The following is a 15,185-nucleotide window of genomic DNA, read 5'->3' as shown; positions in this document are numbered from 1 at the left end:
ATCATACGCCGCGCCAGCCGAACATGCGTCGTGGGGATGTCGCGATCGCCACGGGGCTCGGCGCGTCGCGCCTCCAACGTCACGCGTCAATCGTCCGACGCCAGCATGCGCGGTATCTCGTCGACGAGCGCATCGATGACGACGCGCACCTTCGACGGCACCTGGCGCGATGCCGGCCGCACCGCGGACACCTCGGCACCCGACACGCTGTTGCTGTCCATCACGAGTGCGAGGCGGCCGTCGCGCAGGTAAGGCGCCATCAGCCAGCACGGCAGCCACGCGAGGCCCGCGCCGGCGGCGGCGGCATCGGCGATCGCCTGCAGGTCGTCGAGCCGCAGGCGGCCGGCCGGGCGATGGTCGTGCACCGCGCCGTCCGCGCCGACGACCCGCCACGGCGTCGCATGCCCGCCGCGCGAATACGCGATGCCGACGTGCGACGCGAGTGCATCGAGCCCCGCCGGCCGGCCATGACGTTCGAGATACGCGGGCGATGCGCAGATCCCCATGCGCTGCACGCCGAGCTTCCGGCCGACCAGCGCGCTCGTATCGGCCAGCTCGCCGATGCGCACCGCGATGTCGAAGCCGTCGTTGACCAGATCGGCCACGCGATCGCTGAACGACACGTCGATTTCGAGCCGCGGATGGCGCTCCACGAGGCGCCGCATGACGGGCGCCACGCATTGCCGCCCGAACAGCACGGGCACGCTGACGCGCAACCGCCCCGCCGGCTCGCGCTGCCCCGCGTCGAGCGCGGCCTCCGTCTCGCCGAGTTCGGCCAGCAGCCGCCGGCACTGCTCGTAATAGACGAGCCCTTCGTCGGTCAGGCCGAGCTGGCGCGTCGTGCGCTGCAGGAGCCGGGCGCCGAGGCGGCGTTCGAGCCGCGCGACGACCTTCGCGACGGCCGAGCGCGTCACGCCGAGCCACAGCGCCGCCGCCGCAAAGCTGCCCGACTCCACCACGTCGACAAATTCGGCCACGCCTCTCAGCCGCTCATCCATACGATTGCGCTCCATTGGGTCACAGGTTTGTGTCCACACAGGCGACAGTCATCGGCCGATTTCTCGCCAATGCGTCCCTGTGCGCAACACTATGATAGTCCGCTCTATCTCGAAAAGGAGTCGACATGAACGCATGGCAAGTGAAACCGGGCGACGGCGTGGCCGGGCTTCGGCGCATCGACGCGCCGCGCCGCGCGGTCGGGCCGACCGACGTCGTCGTGAAGATCCACTCGGCCGGACTGAACTATCGCGACCTGATGTTCGCGCGCGGCGACTATCTCGGCATCGGCACGGACGCGCTGATTCCGGTTGCCGACGGCGCCGGCGAAGTCATCGAAACCGGTCGCGACGTCACGCGCTTCAAGCCGGGCGATCGCGTGATCAACACGTACTTCCCGCACTGGCTCGACGGGCCGCCGACGCCGCAGAAAGTCTCCGGGTCGCCCGGCGCGCAATTCGACGGCGTGCTGGCCGAACACTTCGTGTCCGACGAAGCCGCGCTGGTCACGATTCCCGCGCATCTGAACTACGACGAGGCGGCGACGCTGTCGTGCGCGGGCATCACGGCCTGGAACGCGCTGTTCGACGACGGCGGCCTGGGGCCTGGCGCCACCGTGGTGCTGCTCGGCACGGGCGGCGTGTCGATCGTCGCGTTGCAGCTCGCGCATGCGGCGGGGCTGCGCACGATCGTCACGTCGTCGAGCGATGCGAAGCTCGAACGCGCCCGCGCACTCGGTGCGGACGCAACGATCAACTATCGCGCGACGCCCGAATGGCAGCATGAGGTGCTGCGGCTCACCGATGGCGCAGGGGCGGATCTGGTCGTTGAAGTCGGCGGCAAGGATACGCTGCCGCGCTCGGTCGCCGCGACGAAGATGGGCGGCATCGTATCGGTGATCGGCGGCCTCAGCAGCTTCGGCGGTCCCGAACTCGGGCTGCTGTCGCTGATCGGCGGGATCCGGCAGTTGCACGGCATCATGGTCGGCAGCCGCACGATGCTCGACGACGTCGTGCGGCTCGTCGACGCAAAGCAGATCAAGCCGGTGGTCGATCGCGTGTTCGGTTTCGACGAAGCGCCGCAGGCGTATGCCTACCTGCAGTCGGGGCAGCACTTCGGCAAGGTGGTGATTCGCGTCGCGCAGTAAGCGCGTCGAGGCGACGGGCCGTTTGGCCCGCCGCCTCAACGGCGCTTCCCGCATCGCCCCGTCAGAACTTGTGACGAATCCCCGCGTGAACCATCAGCTGCTTCGACGTCGACGACAAGTCCGCCGCACCGGGAATATAGGCCTGGTCGAGCGACGAGCCCGTCGCATCGCCCGCAACCCGCTGATACGCGCCCATCAGGTACACGTCCGTGCGCTTCGACAGGTTGTAGTCGGCCATCAGCCCGACCGAATGGATCTTCGGCTTCGCGCTGCCCGTCGTCGCGTCATAGCGCACCGTCGTGTACACGTACTGCGCACCGACGAACAGCGCGGGCGTGAACTGGTATTTGCCGTTCACCTCGAAGTTCTGGTACTTGATCGACGACACCGTGCCGCCCGCGAGCGGGCCGGTCACCGGCTCGATCGTTTCGTCGCCGAACAGGTAGCCGACGTTCGCGGTCGGCCGCGTGACGTTGCTGTTCGTGTATGCGAATCCGACCGTCGCGGGCCCCGCCGTGTAGTTGATGCCCGCACCGAAGATCCGCAGCCGTGCCGACGCGAAATTCGCATCGGCGCCGACCGATCCCGAGCCGGCGATCGCGCCGCCTGACGTCGCACCCGGGTTGTCCGCATTCAGGAAGGCTGCGCCGACGAGCAGCCCGCCCTGCTCATATTGCGCGCCGACGCTCCACTGCCGGTTGTTCGCGAAGCCCGTGTCGTTGCTGAAGCTGTACGTGCCGCCGAACGAGAAGCCGGCGAAATCCGGGCTCGCGTACTTGACCGTGTTGTTCACGCGGAACGTGTTGCCGGTGTTGTCGTTGTCGAGCGGATGCGAGAACGGGTAGACGCCCCAGCTGCCATTCGCGGTCGTCGGCGCGAGATAGTCGACCACCGCATCGTATTGCCGGCCGAGCGTCAACGTGCCGTAACGCGCGCTGCCGAGACCGACGTACGCCTGCCGCCCGAACATGCGGCCGCCCTGTGCAAGCGTGCCGCTGTTCACGTTGAAGCCGTTCTCGATCTGGAACAGCGCGCTGTAGCCGCCGCCCAGATCCTCGGTGCCCTTCAGCCCCCAGCGGCTGCCTTGCGCGAAACCGCTCGCCATCTGCCACGCGCTGTGGCCGCCGACGTTGTTCGTGTAGTCGATGCCCGCATCGACGAGGCCGTACAGCGTGACACTGCCCTGCGCGAACGCGGGCGCTGCACACAGCGCCGGAATCGCGACGAATAACGATCTCCAGTTCATTCGTTTTCCTTATTGATATTTTCGTGACTGCCCGCTTGGCGGGCGTCGCAGCTTACTTCGCGCCGTAGATGTCGAAGTCGAAGTACTTCTTGTTGATGCGCTGGTACGTGCCGTTCGCGAGGATCGTCGCGAGCGCGCGGTTGAAGGCGTCGCGCAGGTCGTTGTCCTGCTTGCGCAGCCCGAGCCCGTCGCCCTGCCCGAAATACTTCACGTCGTCGATCGCCGCGCCGACGAACGCGAAATCCTTGCCCTGCGGCTTCTTCAGGAAACCGTCGCTGGCCGCGATCGATGCCTGGAACGCCGCGTCGAGCCGGCCCGTCACGAGATCGGCATAGACCTGATCCTGGTTCTGGTACGACACGATCTGCACACCGGCCGGCTGCCAGTTCGCGACCGCGTAGTCCGCCTGCGCGGAGCCCTGCTCGACGCCCACGCGCTTGCCCTTCAGCGCGTCGGCCGTCGGCAGCAGCGGCGAGCCCTTGCGCGCGATGAGGCGCGCCGGCGCATTCGAGATCCGGTTCGTGAAGGCGATCTGCTGCTGCCGCTTCGGCGTGATCGTCATCGACGACGCGATCACGTCGAACTTGCGTGCGAGCAGCCCCGGAATCATCCCGTCGAAACTCGACTCGACCCACACGCAGCGCGCATGCAGCTCCGCGCACAACGCATTCGTGATGTCGATTCCGAAGCCCGTCAGCGTGCCGTCGGGCAGCTTGTATTCGAGCGGCGGGTAAGTCGGATCGACCGCGAGGCGGATCTCCTTGCCCGCCCAGTCGCCCGCATGCGCCGCGCTTGCCGCCAGCGCCATCGCGAGCACTGCCATCCGTTTCCATTGCTTCATTGCCAGTCTCCTTCCTTGTGTGAATCGTCAGTCGAAATCGTGCAGGCCCGTCACGCGAGGTAGCGTTCCGCCAGCGCAATCCAGTAGCTCGCGCCCGTGGCGAGGCACGCGTCGTTGAAGTCGTAACCGGGATGGTGCAGCCCGCATCCAGCGACGCCGTCGCCGTTGCCGATCGACAGGTAGCTGCCGGGGCACGCGTTCAGCATGAACGCGAAGTCCTCGCTGGCCGCGATCGGCCGCAGATGCGGGATCAGCGCGCCATCGCCGCCCCATTCGCGGGCAACGTCACGCGCAAACGCGGTTTCCGCCGCGTGATTGACGAGCACCGGGTACTCGTGCCGGTAGTCGATCTCGGCCGTCGCGCCATAGCTCGCCGCCTGCCCGTGCACGATCTCGCGAATGCGCCGTTCGAGCAGCGCGCGCACGTCCGGCGACAGCGCACGCACGCTGAGTGCGAGTTCCGCGTGCGGCGGGATCACGTTCGATGCAGTGCCCGCATGGATCGAGCCGGCCGTCACGATCGCCAGCTCCTGAGGATTCACGTTGCGCGACACGACGGTCTGCAGCGCCATCACGATCGACGCGCAGACGACCACCGGATCGATCGTCGTATGCGGCGCCGCGCCGTGCCCGCCGCGCCCGCTCACGCGCACGCGCACCTCGTCGGCCGATGCCATCGCCGGGCCGTCGCAGAAACCGAGCACGCCGGCCGGCAGGCCCGGCACGTTGTGCATCGCGTACACCGCATCGCACGGAAACTGCGCGAACAGCCCGTCGTCGATCATCCGCTTCGCGCCGCCGAGCCCTTCCTCGGCCGGCTGGAAAATCAGGTTCAGCGTGCCCGTGAAGCGCCCGCGCTCGGCCACGCAGCGCGCCGCCGCGAGCAGCATCGCCGTATGCCCGTCGTGGCCGCACGCGTGCATCACGCCGTCGCATCGGCTCGCGTGCGGCAGCCCGGTCGTCTCGCGGATCGGCAGCGCGTCCATGTCCGCGCGCAGCCCGAGCCGTTTCCCCGCGCCGCGCGTCAATGTGCCGACCACGCCCGTGCCGCCGAGCCCGCGCGTCACCCGATAACCCCACGTTGTCAGGCAGTCGGCCACGAGGTCGCTCGTCGCATGTTCCTCGAAGCCGAGCTCCGGATGCGCGTGCAGCCGGCGGCGCAGCGCAATCATCTCCGTCTCGATGGCCGCCATTTCCGGCAGGATAGGTTTGTGGTCCAACCCCGTTTCTCCTCGATGCATTCCGGTTGCCGATCGCCCGAATGACCGATCGTGACCGCATCGTAGGCAGCGAAAATCCCGGCGAACAGCCGCGGTTTCGTTATGATGACAACCTTTCGTTGTCGGGTATCGCACCATGAGCACGATCAAGCTGCATCAGCTGCAGGCGCTCGTCGCGAGCGCGGAGGCCGGGAGTATTCGCGGTGCGGCGCGCACCCTCGGGCTGTCGCAGGCGGCCGTCACGCGCGCGCTGCGCGAACTGGAGGCCAGCGAACGCCTGCCGCTGCTGGTCCGCGCGCCGGAGGGGATCGGCTTCACCGACTACGGCAAGACGCTGCTCACGCACGCGAAGCTCGTGCTGAAGCAGCTCGAACACGCGCAGAGCGATCTCGAACGCATGCGTGGCCGCGTCGAGGGCCGGCTGAGCGTCGGCGTGACACCGTGGCTCACGATGACCTTCCTCGCGGAAACGGTGCTGCGCTTTCGCGAGCAGATGCCCGACGTGCGTCTCGAACTCTACGAAGCGCTGATGGCCGTCGCGCAGCCGCTGTTGCGCGACGGCAGCATGGACTTCGCGCTCGGGCACGTGCAACCCGGCGGCACGCAGGAATTCGCGTTCGAGCCGATGCTGCGCTACGAAACCGCGGTGATGGTGCGCGCCGGCCATCCGCGCGAGCACGCGCGGTCGATCCACGACCTGGTCGAGAACGACTGGGTGCTGAATTTCGCGGCCGACGGGCAGGCCGCGCTCGTCGACTACCTGTTCACGCGCCACGGTGCCGAAATCGACGAACGGCGCATCGTGCGCGCGCAGTCGGTGGCGATGCTGCAGACGATGCTCGAACAGGCCGACATGTGCACGTGGTGCCCGACGATCCTCGCGGCCGTGCCGCCGTTCGGCGAACGGATGCGCGCGTTGCAGCTGAAGGAAACCTTCGAGCCGCGCGACCTCGGGATCGTCACGCGGCGCAGCAGCACGCTGAGCGACGCCGCGCGCTGCTTCATCGACTGCCTGCTGCACGTGATCCGCCGCCATGCGCGATCGGCCCGCAAGGCGGATCTCGCGCTGTTCAGGACGCTGTCGCTGCTGATCTGACGGGCGGCCCTGTCCGTCCTTCTTCTTTCTCTTTCCCGTCGTTCGTCCAAAGCGCGTCCGTGAAAATGCATTTCCGAATCCGTTATTGGATCGCGCCGCCGTGCATTTTTATACTCGTCAGCACTCTCTGCAAAAGAGTGCCAGCCCATCTCGACAGAACAGATCAGCACAGGACGAACCAATGAGCCTACGCCCCTTGCACGACCGCGTGATCGTGAAGCGACTCGACCAGGAAACCACCACCGCGTCGGGCATCGTGATCCCCGACAGCGCCGCGGAAAAGCCCGACCAGGGTGAAGTGATCGCCGTCGGCCCCGGCCGCAAGGATGCGGACGGCCAGCGCATCGTGCCCGACCTGCAGGTCGGCGAGCGCGTGCTGTTCGGCAAGTACGCGGGCCAGGCCGTCAAGCTCGACGGCACCGAGTTTCTCGTCCTGCGCGAGGAAGACATCGTCGCGGTCGTCAATCAATAACGGAGCGCAATCATGGCAGCAAAGGAAATCATTTTCAGCGACGTCGCACGGGCCAGGCTGACCGAAGGCGTGAACATTCTCGCGAACGCGGTGAAGGTCACGCTCGGGCCGAAGGGCCGCAACGTCGTGCTCGAACGCAGCTTCGGCGCGCCCGTCGTCACGAAGGACGGCGTGTCGGTCGCGAAGGAAATCGAACTGGCCGACAAGCTGCAGAACATCGGCGCGCAGCTCGTGAAGGAAGTCGCGTCGCGCACCAGCGATGCAGCCGGCGACGGCACCACGACGGCGACCGTGCTCGCCCAGGCGATCGTCCGCGAAGGCCAGAAATACGTCGCGGCCGGGCTCAATCCGCTCGACCTGAAGCGCGGCATCGACAAGGCCGTCACCGCGGCCGTCGACGAGCTGAAGAAGATCAGCCGGCCGACCACCACGAGCAAGGAAATCGCGCAGGTCGCGACGATCTCCGCGAACGGCGAGGAGTCGATCGGCCAGCGCATCGCGGAAGCGATCGACCGCGTCGGCAAGGAAGGCGTGATCACCGTCGAGGACGGCAAGTCGCTCGCGGACGAACTCGATGTCGTCGAGGGGCTGCAGTTCGATCGCGGCTACCTGTCGCCGTACTTCATCAACAATCCCGACAAGCAGATCGCCGAGATCGAAAGCCCGTACATCCTGCTGCACGACAAGAAGATCTCGAACATCCGCGACCTGCTGCCGGTGCTCGAACAGGTCGCGAAGTCGGGCCGGCCGCTGCTGATCATCGCGGAAGATGTCGAGGGCGAAGCGCTCGCGACACTCGTCGTGAACAACATCCGCGGGATCCTGAAGACGGTGGCCGTGAAGGCGCCGGGCTTCGGCGACCGCCGCAAGGCGCTGCTCGAGGACATCGCGATCCTCACCGGCGGGCAGGTGATCGCCGAGGAAACAGGCCTGACGCTCGAAAAGGCGACGCTGGCCGAACTCGGCCAGGCGAAGCGCATCGAGGTCGGCAAGGAAAACACGACCGTGATCGACGGCGCGGGCGATGCGAAGAACATCGAAGCGCGCGTGAAGCAGATCCGCGTGCAGATCGACGAAGCCACGTCGGACTACGACCGTGAAAAGCTGCAGGAACGCGTTGCGAAGCTCGCGGGCGGCGTCGCGGTGATCAAGGTCGGCGGCGCGACCGAGATCGAAGTGAAGGAGAAGAAGGACCGCGTCGACGACGCGCTGCACGCGACGCGCGCGGCCGTCGAGGAAGGCATCGTGCCGGGCGGCGGCGTCGCACTGATCCGCGTGCGGCAGGCGATCCGCGAGCTGCAGGGCGTGAACGCCGACCAGAACGCGGGCATCAAGATCGTGCTGCGCGCGCTCGAGGAACCGCTGCGCCAGATCGTCACGAACGCGGGCGAGGAAGCGAGCGTCGTCGTCGCGAAGGTGGCCGAAGGCTCGGGCAACTTCGGGTACAACGCGCAGACGGGCGAATACGGCGACCTCGTCGAATCGGGCGTGCTCGATCCGACCAAGGTCACGCGCACGGCATTGCAGAACGCGGCGTCGGTCGCGGGGCTGCTGCTGACGACCGATGCGACCGTATTCGAAGCGCCGAAGGATGCGGCGCCGGCGGCTGCGCCGGGCGGCCCGGGTGCAGGCGGCCCGGGATTCGATTTCTGACGGTGCGGCGCGTGTGCCGGCTCGCCGGCATACGTGCAGCAATACGCAGCGATGCAACGCGTGACGATGGAAGTCGTCACGCGTTTTTGCGTTGGATGGGCGAAAAAGAGCGGCGTGCCGGCCCGCCAGCGCGCTCGGGTAAGATGAACGCCCGTCCCGTCGCACTGCCTTCCACGCCATGTCGACCACCGTCACCACCTTGCTGCCGCTTGCCGGCGTCCTGTTACTGAGCGTCGCCAGCCCCGGCCCGAACTTCGTGATCGTCACGTCGACCGCGGTCGCGTCGCGCCGCGCCGGCGTGATGACGGGCCTTGGCCTGGCCGCCGCGTCCGGCACCTGGGCGGCGATCGCGATCGCCGGGCTCAGCCTGCTCGTCACGCATGTCGCATGGGTACACACGGCGCTGCGGCTGGCGGGCGCCGCGTACCTGATCTGGCTCGGCCTGAAGATGATCGTGACCGCCCGCAAGCCGTTGCCCGTTGCCGCGCCGGCCGCCGCGCCCGACTGGCACGCCGCGAGGAAGGGCTATGTCGTCAGCATGACGAATCCGAAATCGGTCGCGTTCTACGGAAGCATCTTCGCACTGATGGTGCCGGCCCACGCGCCGGCCTGGCTCGATCTCGCGGTCGTCGCGCTGTCGGTGGCAATCTCGGCCGCGTGGTATTGCACGATGGCGCTGCTCGCCTCGCACCCGTCGGTGCGCGCACTGCTGGTGCGCCGCAAGGCCGTGCTCGATACGACGGCCGGCCTGCTGCTGATGGGTGTCGGCGGGCGGATGCTCGCCGGACGCTGATCCACCCGGCTTGCGCTCACTCCTCGAACCGTCACCGGTCCCCACCATGCCGACCATCCAAACCATTCTCGACGACTACGAACGCCTCGGCTGGACCAACAACGATCCGATGTCGCAGATGCTGGCGCTGCGGCACGACGACCCGGCGGCACTCGCCGACCTCGTGATCGCATCGTTCGATCGCGTGTTCCCGCACGCGGTGTTCCTCGATGCCGCGCTCGATCTGATGGACGACACCGCCCTCGTGAAGGTCGCCACCGAAGCGTGGCAAGCCATCTGCAACGGCACATGGAACGAACGGCTCGCGAGCGTGTTGTCGAGCGTCGCAACGCAGACGCCGCAGATGTTTTCCGGTCACTGGGACATGCTCCTCGACGTGTCCGCCACGAAGCAGTCGCCGCGCGTGTACCTCGAGGACAACGTGTGGCGGATGCTCGATCCGGAGACGGTCGAAAGATGGCGCAGCCGGCTTGCCGACGCCCCTTCCGGCAGCAAGGCAGAGTGTGCACGCGCCGTCGCGCTGCTCCATTCGCGACAGCCTGCGGCCGTTCGCGACGCGGCAGCGTGGTTGTTTCCGGACGATCCCGGGACGCGCGCCAACTGGCTCATGTCCGCCGGCTACGTTCAGGAACACGACACCTTGCGCGCATTGCACGGCGAAACGCCGCTGCATATCGACTTCGGCCCGACGCTGGGCACACCGATCCTCCGCGCGCAGCCGAAATGGCACCGTGGGGTTCTCGCCCATCATGCAACCTGGCGCGCCGGCGATTCGCATCGATTGGGCGCGCGCTTTGGCGGCGTATCGTCGCATCGATGCGGCCTGTGTCACGGGCCGCTGCATCGATTGCTGACACTGCCGCAACCCGCTGAAGCGGGCATCGACAGCTCAACGCCCGTGTCGTTCGACACCTGCCTGTCGTGTGTCGGCTGGGAGAGCGACGGCCCGCTATTCCACCGCCATGACGACGCCGGCGACGCCTGTGCGCACCCGTCTCAGCAACGCGACGTCGCCATCCAGCCGGAATATACGGCGGCCCCGTTCGTGGAGGCCGACGTTGCACTCTTCGCCGCACCGGCACGCTGGACGCGGCAGGAATGGGGCCTGTCGAACAGCCGGCAGAACCTGAGTCGTGTCGGCGGCGCACCGTCGTGGGTACAGTCGGCGCAGTATCCCGATTGTCCGGATTGCGGCCGCAAGATGTCGTTCGTCATGCAGCTCGATTCCAACCTTCCGCAAACGGACGGCAGCGAATGGCTGTGGGGCAGCGGCGGCGCGAATTACACATTCTGGTGCGCGCCTTGCCGCACCAGCGCGCATCTCTGGCAGTGCACGTAGCACACGGCGCGATCCCGCACGGGCCGCGTAACCTTTACGACCTTTTTACTTGCGCCCGCGCTTGCGTTCACTAGAATGTGTTCGCAATCAGTCCATCACCGAGTACGCACATGCGCATCCGAAGTCCTCGCCCCCCGAGTTGCTTTTCTGCCTGACAGGCAGGACGCCTGCGTCTCTCTGTTCCCGAGCCACCGTCCTGCCAGCAGGCGGACGGTGCGCGCCGTAGTCCTTCCCGTGCACGCTTGAACACGACGTCGATGCGTTGATCGCGCATCGTGCCGGCAAGCGTGTTCGCGCGGAATTCCCGAATCACGACGCGCCATCGATCCGCCGCCCCGGCAACGATCGACTGGCATGCCTCGCATCCCGCATGCCGATCCAGCCGAGTTACTTCGCATACCTGATTTAACCGACGGAAATTTCCGATACCCGGAGCCCGGTCATGTTCGAGATCGACAAGCAGTACACCCGCGAATTCATCCACACCGCCTGCGGCGGCAGCAAGCAGGCGTTCCTGCCGACAAAAAACGGCAAGGTCGTGGCCGCCTGCCTGCGCACGGACCTCAACCCGCACGCGCCCGACGTGATCCTCTGCGACGGCAGCGCGTCCGCGCGAGCGGCCGGCAGGACGCTCGCCGCGCAACGCGATGCGATTCCGGTGTTCATCCGCATGGCAACCGACGCGTACCGCTTCGTCGGCCAGTACGTCGTCAGCGAATCGCTCACCGCACCGCTCGACTGCGCGCCTTACGTGCGCAACAGCAGCTTCACGTCCGGACAGATCTCGCGCGTCCTCAAGCTCAAGCGCTGCTGACCCGCTTGACAGGCGCCTCGCGCGCCCCGTTCCGGTCATCTCTCATACAGGAGCAATCATGCTTGGCCTGACGTTCTGGAAACACGTGATCGGCGCGCGGACCGATGCAATCCGCGATGACCGAGCGGCTGCACACGACCGGCACCGACGGGTGTCGAGGACGCTCGTGCTGACCAGCGCCGCGGTGGCGTTCGCGGCGATCGCGTTCGGTGCGCCGGTCGTCGGCATTTCGGTCTTTCTGCTGACGACGCTGCCGTTCGTGCTGTCGGGTACCTGAAACGGTAAGTATCGATGGCATCGCGCACGCCGCGACGCCATCGATACACAATTTTAATGCCGGGCCCCCGCGTATCTGACACCGTCTTTACGTGCTTTTGTCTAGGATTTCCCTGTCATCCCGACACGGAGAGATCCGCATGCAAACGCAGCAGGCCGCCATCGGCGGCCAACCCGACCTTCCCCGCCGACGCGGCGGCCTGCCCGCCGCGACCCGGCTGGCCGACGCCTGCCCACCGGACAACATCCTGCTCGACGTACCGGTCGAAAGCGCGATCCAGTTGTTCGACCTCGTCGCGCGATATATCGAGCGCAGCGGTGGGGTAACCGCGGAACGGATCAGGACCGAACTGATCAAGCGCGAACAACTCGGCTCGACCGGCCTCGGCCAGGGCGTCGCGATTCCGCATGCGCGTGTCGACGGTCTCCGCTCGGCCATCGCGCTGTTCGTTCGCGCGCAGTATCCGTTCAGCTTCAGCGCACCGGACAGCAAGCCCGTGCGCGAATTCATCGTGCTGGTCCTGCCGAAAGAAGACGATCGCGCCCACCTCGAACTGCTCGCCGACGCGGCGCGGTGTTTCAGCGAGCGCGCGTTCCGGCAGGCATCGCGCGACGCGCAGACGCCCGACGACATTCACCAGCTGATGCAACGCCCGCATTGATGCCGCACCGTGCGGCGACTGGCACCCCCTTCATCCATTCGGATTCCCATGTTCCCAGACCCTGAAAGTCCCACCCTTACGTCCCGTCGCGTGGCCGGCCTGGCCCGCTCGCTGCCGTTCATGCAGGCCCTGCACGGGCAAACCGTCGTCATCGTCGAGGGCGGCGCCGCGCGCGACGCGCGCGCTCGTCAGGCATTCGCGCAGGATGTCGCGCTGCTCGCCCTCACCGGCGTTCGCCCGATCGTCGTCCAGGGTGGTCCGGCCGCGTCCGGTACGCAATCGGTCCACGTCGTTCACGCGGCGATGGCGGGCGTCAATCACGAACTGGTGCGCCTGATCGGCAGTCACGGCGCCAAGGCAATCGGCATCGACGGTCACGACGGCGGCCTGCTGGTCGCGAACGCGGATTCCGACCGCATCGGCACGAGCGCGGTCGCACGGTTCGACGGCGCCGCGCTGAACGCGTTTCTCGCGAACGGGCTGGTGCCCGTCGTGATGCCGGTCGCCCCGGACGACGCCGGCCATGATCACCTGCTGCCCCCGGAACGGCTCGGCAGCCTCTTCGCGCAGCGCACGGGCGCCGTGACGCTGGTGATGATGGTCGACAGCACGCTGTTGCACGAACTCGGCGAGCTCGCCGGGCTCTACGGCATCGCGGAACTCGAGCAATGGCTGGCCGAGCATCCGGCCGCCACCGCAGCGCCCTGCGTGCGCGAAGCGCTCGACGCGCTCGCGCATGGCGTGCAGAACGTCCATCTCGCCGACATCGGGCAACCCGAATCGCTGATCGACGAACTGCTGACGGAGGAAGGATCGGGCGTGGTGTTCTGCCGTCGCGGCAACACCGATCTGCTGTCGGAAACCCGCCGCTACTTCGCGGATTCGGCAAGCGTGCTGCGCGACGGCTTCAGCGTCGAGCAGAAGCAGGTCGTGCGGTTCTGACTTGTGTAGCGATCAAGCGCTTGCGGCGACCCGCACGGGCCGCCGCAAGCGAATGACGTCAACGCCGCGTCGCAAGCCGCCGCACGACGCTCACCAGTGCATCGACCTCGTCGCACGTGTTGTAGAACGCGAGCGACGGCCGCACCGTTGCCTCGAGCCCGAACCGCCGCAGGATCGGCTGCGCGCAGTGATGCCCCGAACGCACCGCGATGCCCTCTTCGTTCAGCGCCCGCCCGACCTCCTCGGTCTCATAGCCCTTCAGCACGAACGACAGCACGCTCGCCTTGTCCCGCGCGGTACCGACGAGCCGCACGCCCGGCACCGGCGCGAGCACGCTCGTCGCATACGCGAGCAGGTCGTGCTCGTAGCGCGCGATATTCTCGATGCCGACCCGGCTCACGTAGTCGAGCGCAGCACCGAGCCCCACCGCATCCGCGATGTTGCCAGTGCCGGCCTCGAACCGGTTCGGTGGCGGCTGGAACACCGTGCGCTCGAACGTCACGTCCGCGATCATGTTGCCGCCGCCTTGCCACGGCGGCATGTCGTCGAGGATCGCGCGCTTGCCGTACACGACGCCGATCCCGGTCGGCCCGTAGATCTTGTGCCCGGAGAACACGAAGAAATCCGCATCGAGCGCCTGCACGTCCACGCGCATGTGCGAGATCGACTGCGCGCCGTCGACCAGCGCCTTCGCACCGGCACGATGGGCAAGCTCGACGATCTCCTGCACCGGCACGACCGTGCCGAGCGCGTTCGACACCTGCGTGACGGACACGATCCTGGTGCGGTCGTTGAGCAGCTTCCGGTATTCGTCGAGCAGCACCTGCCCCGAATCGTCGACCGGAATCACGCGCAGCTTTGCGCCCTTGAGCGCGGCAAGCTGCTGCCACGGCACGATGTTCGCGTGATGCTCGAGATGCGACACGACGATCTCGTCGCCTTCGCCGACGTTCTGCACGCCCCACGTCTTCGCGATCAGGTTGATCGCCTCGGTGGTGCCGCGCACGAACACGATCTCGTCGGACGACGATGCGCCGATGAACCGCCGCACGGTGTCCCGCGCCTGCTCGTACGCATCCGTCGCACGACCGGCCAGCGCATGCGCGGCGCGGTGGATGTTCGAGTTCTCGTGTGCATAGAAGTGCGCGAGCCGATCGATCACGGCCTGCGGCTTGTGCGTCGTCGCCGCATTGTCGAACCACACGAGCGGCTTGCCGTTCACGCGCTCCTGCAGGATCGGGAAATCACGGCGGATCGCGTTCACGTCGAACGGCGGATGCGCGCCGCGATGCAACGGGCCTTGCGGCTCGGCTGCGTGTGCATCGTCGATGAAGTAACGCGGCACGTCGGCACCCGATGCGCGCGACTGCGGCACGTCGCGATGCACGGCGAGCAACTCGCGCAGCGCATCGTCACCCGGCAACCCGAATGCTTCCGGCGAAGCGAGGCCGCTCGACGGCACGACAATGTCCTGCGGCGTCGCCTGCCAGCCCTGCAGCGAACCGTCGGTGAAGTAGTACGGCGATGCCTTTGCCGCACGCTCCGGTGCCGGCGCGCTCACTGGCGGCACACCGAGCGCCGCACCACCGACGCGCGGTTCGAGCGCGGGCGCGATCGACACGACGTTGTCGGGCAGCCCGTTCTGCGCGGCCACATGCTGCGCGAGCGCCGGTGCGCGGTTGCCTAGA

General features: G+C 67.3%; 15 protein-coding genes. 10 read left to right on the top strand and 5 right to left on the bottom strand.

Annotated elements, in window-relative coordinates; translation table 11 throughout:
- Nucleotides 1-86 precede the first annotated feature (86 nt).
- A complete protein-coding gene (locus G3N61_RS26480) occupies nucleotides 87-998 on the bottom strand; it encodes a LysR family transcriptional regulator (protein ID WP_205823964.1) in 912 nt (303 codons plus the stop codon).
- A gap of 125 nt (nucleotides 999-1,123) precedes the next feature.
- On the opposite strand from G3N61_RS26480, the gene G3N61_RS26475 reads away from it, so the two are divergent.
- On the top strand, nucleotides 1,124-2,143 hold the full coding sequence (locus G3N61_RS26475; RefSeq protein ID WP_043178430.1) for an NAD(P)-dependent alcohol dehydrogenase: 1,020 nt from the start codon (nucleotides 1,124-1,126) through the stop codon (nucleotides 2,141-2,143).
- A 61-nt stretch (nucleotides 2,144-2,204) separates the two neighbouring features.
- Here G3N61_RS26475 and G3N61_RS26470 read toward each other — a convergent pair whose 3' ends face one another.
- From G3N61_RS26470 to G3N61_RS26460, 3 genes are read right to left on the bottom strand one after another with little or no spacing between them, the layout of a single operon-like run.
- The gene (locus G3N61_RS26470; protein WP_089453676.1) at nucleotides 2,205-3,389 is read right to left on the bottom strand and encodes a porin; all 1,185 of its coding nucleotides are present in this window, start codon (nucleotides 3,387-3,389) and stop codon (nucleotides 2,205-2,207) included.
- Nucleotides 3,390-3,441: 52 nt separating this feature from the next.
- Complete coding sequence (locus tag G3N61_RS26465) at nucleotides 3,442-4,230, bottom strand: ABC transporter substrate-binding protein (RefSeq protein ID WP_089453677.1); 789 nt, start codon at nucleotides 4,228-4,230, stop codon at nucleotides 3,442-3,444.
- 50 nt (nucleotides 4,231-4,280) lie between these two features.
- A complete protein-coding gene (locus G3N61_RS26460) occupies nucleotides 4,281-5,402 on the bottom strand; it encodes a M20 aminoacylase family protein (protein WP_205823973.1) in 1,122 nt (373 codons plus the stop codon).
- 184 nt (nucleotides 5,403-5,586) lie between these two features.
- On the opposite strand from G3N61_RS26460, the gene G3N61_RS26455 reads away from it, so the two are divergent.
- The 9 genes from G3N61_RS26455 (at nucleotide 5,587) to G3N61_RS26415 (ending at nucleotide 13,497) form a co-directional block, all read left to right on the top strand.
- Nucleotides 5,587-6,546: a LysR substrate-binding domain-containing protein gene (locus tag G3N61_RS26455; protein ID WP_089453678.1), complete on the top strand. Its 960-nt coding sequence runs from the start codon at nucleotides 5,587-5,589 to the stop codon at nucleotides 6,544-6,546.
- A gap of 181 nt (nucleotides 6,547-6,727) precedes the next feature.
- On the top strand, nucleotides 6,728-7,018 hold the full coding sequence (gene groES, locus G3N61_RS26450) for a co-chaperone GroES (RefSeq protein ID WP_027790739.1): 291 nt from the start codon (nucleotides 6,728-6,730) through the stop codon (nucleotides 7,016-7,018).
- 12 nt (nucleotides 7,019-7,030) lie between these two features.
- Nucleotides 7,031-8,671: a chaperonin GroEL gene (groL, locus tag G3N61_RS26445; protein WP_175022305.1), complete on the top strand. Its 1,641-nt coding sequence runs from the start codon at nucleotides 7,031-7,033 to the stop codon at nucleotides 8,669-8,671.
- Nucleotides 8,672-8,849: 178 nt separating this feature from the next.
- Nucleotides 8,850-9,464 carry a LysE family transporter gene (locus G3N61_RS26440; RefSeq protein WP_089453680.1) on the top strand — a complete coding sequence of 205 codons (615 nt, stop codon included), beginning with the start codon at nucleotides 8,850-8,852 and terminating at the stop codon, nucleotides 9,462-9,464.
- Between the two features lie 46 nt (nucleotides 9,465-9,510).
- Complete coding sequence (locus G3N61_RS26435) at nucleotides 9,511-10,803, top strand: hypothetical protein (protein ID WP_205823963.1); 1,293 nt, start codon at nucleotides 9,511-9,513, stop codon at nucleotides 10,801-10,803.
- Between the two features lie 442 nt (nucleotides 10,804-11,245).
- Complete coding sequence (locus G3N61_RS26430; RefSeq protein ID WP_043178447.1) at nucleotides 11,246-11,617, top strand: DUF6697 family protein; 372 nt, start codon at nucleotides 11,246-11,248, stop codon at nucleotides 11,615-11,617.
- 58 nt (nucleotides 11,618-11,675) lie between these two features.
- Nucleotides 11,676-11,894, top strand: a complete 219-nt coding sequence (locus G3N61_RS26425) for a hypothetical protein (RefSeq protein ID WP_011356211.1) — start codon at nucleotides 11,676-11,678, stop codon at nucleotides 11,892-11,894.
- 139 nt (nucleotides 11,895-12,033) lie between these two features.
- Nucleotides 12,034-12,555 carry a PTS sugar transporter subunit IIA gene (locus G3N61_RS26420; RefSeq protein ID WP_089453682.1) on the top strand — a complete coding sequence of 174 codons (522 nt, stop codon included), beginning with the start codon at nucleotides 12,034-12,036 and terminating at the stop codon, nucleotides 12,553-12,555.
- Between the two features lie 48 nt (nucleotides 12,556-12,603).
- Entirely contained in the window at nucleotides 12,604-13,497 is an 894-nt protein-coding gene (locus G3N61_RS26415; RefSeq protein WP_205823962.1) for an acetylglutamate kinase, read from the top strand.
- Between the two features lie 58 nt (nucleotides 13,498-13,555).
- Here the strand turns inward: G3N61_RS26415 and G3N61_RS26410 are convergent.
- A partial coding sequence (locus G3N61_RS26410; protein WP_205823961.1) for a family 2A encapsulin nanocompartment cargo protein cysteine desulfurase occupies nucleotides 13,556-15,185 on the bottom strand: 1,630 nt, incomplete at its 5' end.

Origin of the sequence: Burkholderia sp. Ac-20349, from assembly GCF_017104865.1 — a bacterium.
Taxonomy (GTDB): domain Bacteria; phylum Pseudomonadota; class Gammaproteobacteria; order Burkholderiales; family Burkholderiaceae; genus Burkholderia; species Burkholderia aenigmatica.
Note: the sequence above shows the minus strand (reverse complement) of the source record. Positions and strands in the feature narration are given on the sequence as shown.

What these genes read in the sequence shown, in the direction of transcription:
- G3N61_RS26430 (WP_043178447.1), top strand. Translation starts at nt 11,246, where the DNA reads ATGTTCGAGATCGACAAGCAGTACACCCGCGAATTCATCCACACCGCC.
- G3N61_RS26480 (WP_205823964.1), bottom strand. Translation starts at nt 998, where the DNA reads ATGGATGAGCGGCTGAGAGGCGTGGCCGAATTTGTCGACGTGGTGGAG.
- G3N61_RS26475 (WP_043178430.1), top strand. Translation starts at nt 1,124, where the DNA reads ATGAACGCATGGCAAGTGAAACCGGGCGACGGCGTGGCCGGGCTTCGG.
- G3N61_RS26470 (WP_089453676.1), bottom strand. Translation starts at nt 3,389, where the DNA reads ATGAACTGGAGATCGTTATTCGTCGCGATTCCGGCGCTGTGTGCAGCG.
- G3N61_RS26425 (WP_011356211.1), top strand. Translation starts at nt 11,676, where the DNA reads ATGCTTGGCCTGACGTTCTGGAAACACGTGATCGGCGCGCGGACCGAT.
- groES (WP_027790739.1), top strand. Translation starts at nt 6,728, where the DNA reads ATGAGCCTACGCCCCTTGCACGACCGCGTGATCGTGAAGCGACTCGAC.
- groL (WP_175022305.1), top strand. Translation starts at nt 7,031, where the DNA reads ATGGCAGCAAAGGAAATCATTTTCAGCGACGTCGCACGGGCCAGGCTG.
- G3N61_RS26420 (WP_089453682.1), top strand. Translation starts at nt 12,034, where the DNA reads ATGCAAACGCAGCAGGCCGCCATCGGCGGCCAACCCGACCTTCCCCGC.
- G3N61_RS26455 (WP_089453678.1), top strand. Translation starts at nt 5,587, where the DNA reads ATGAGCACGATCAAGCTGCATCAGCTGCAGGCGCTCGTCGCGAGCGCG.
- G3N61_RS26465 (WP_089453677.1), bottom strand. Translation starts at nt 4,230, where the DNA reads ATGAAGCAATGGAAACGGATGGCAGTGCTCGCGATGGCGCTGGCGGCA.
- G3N61_RS26415 (WP_205823962.1), top strand. Translation starts at nt 12,604, where the DNA reads ATGTTCCCAGACCCTGAAAGTCCCACCCTTACGTCCCGTCGCGTGGCC.
- G3N61_RS26435 (WP_205823963.1), top strand. Translation starts at nt 9,511, where the DNA reads ATGCCGACCATCCAAACCATTCTCGACGACTACGAACGCCTCGGCTGG.
- G3N61_RS26460 (WP_205823973.1), bottom strand. Translation starts at nt 5,402, where the DNA reads ATGATTGCGCTGCGCCGCCGGCTGCACGCGCATCCGGAGCTCGGCTTC.
- G3N61_RS26440 (WP_089453680.1), top strand. Translation starts at nt 8,850, where the DNA reads ATGTCGACCACCGTCACCACCTTGCTGCCGCTTGCCGGCGTCCTGTTA.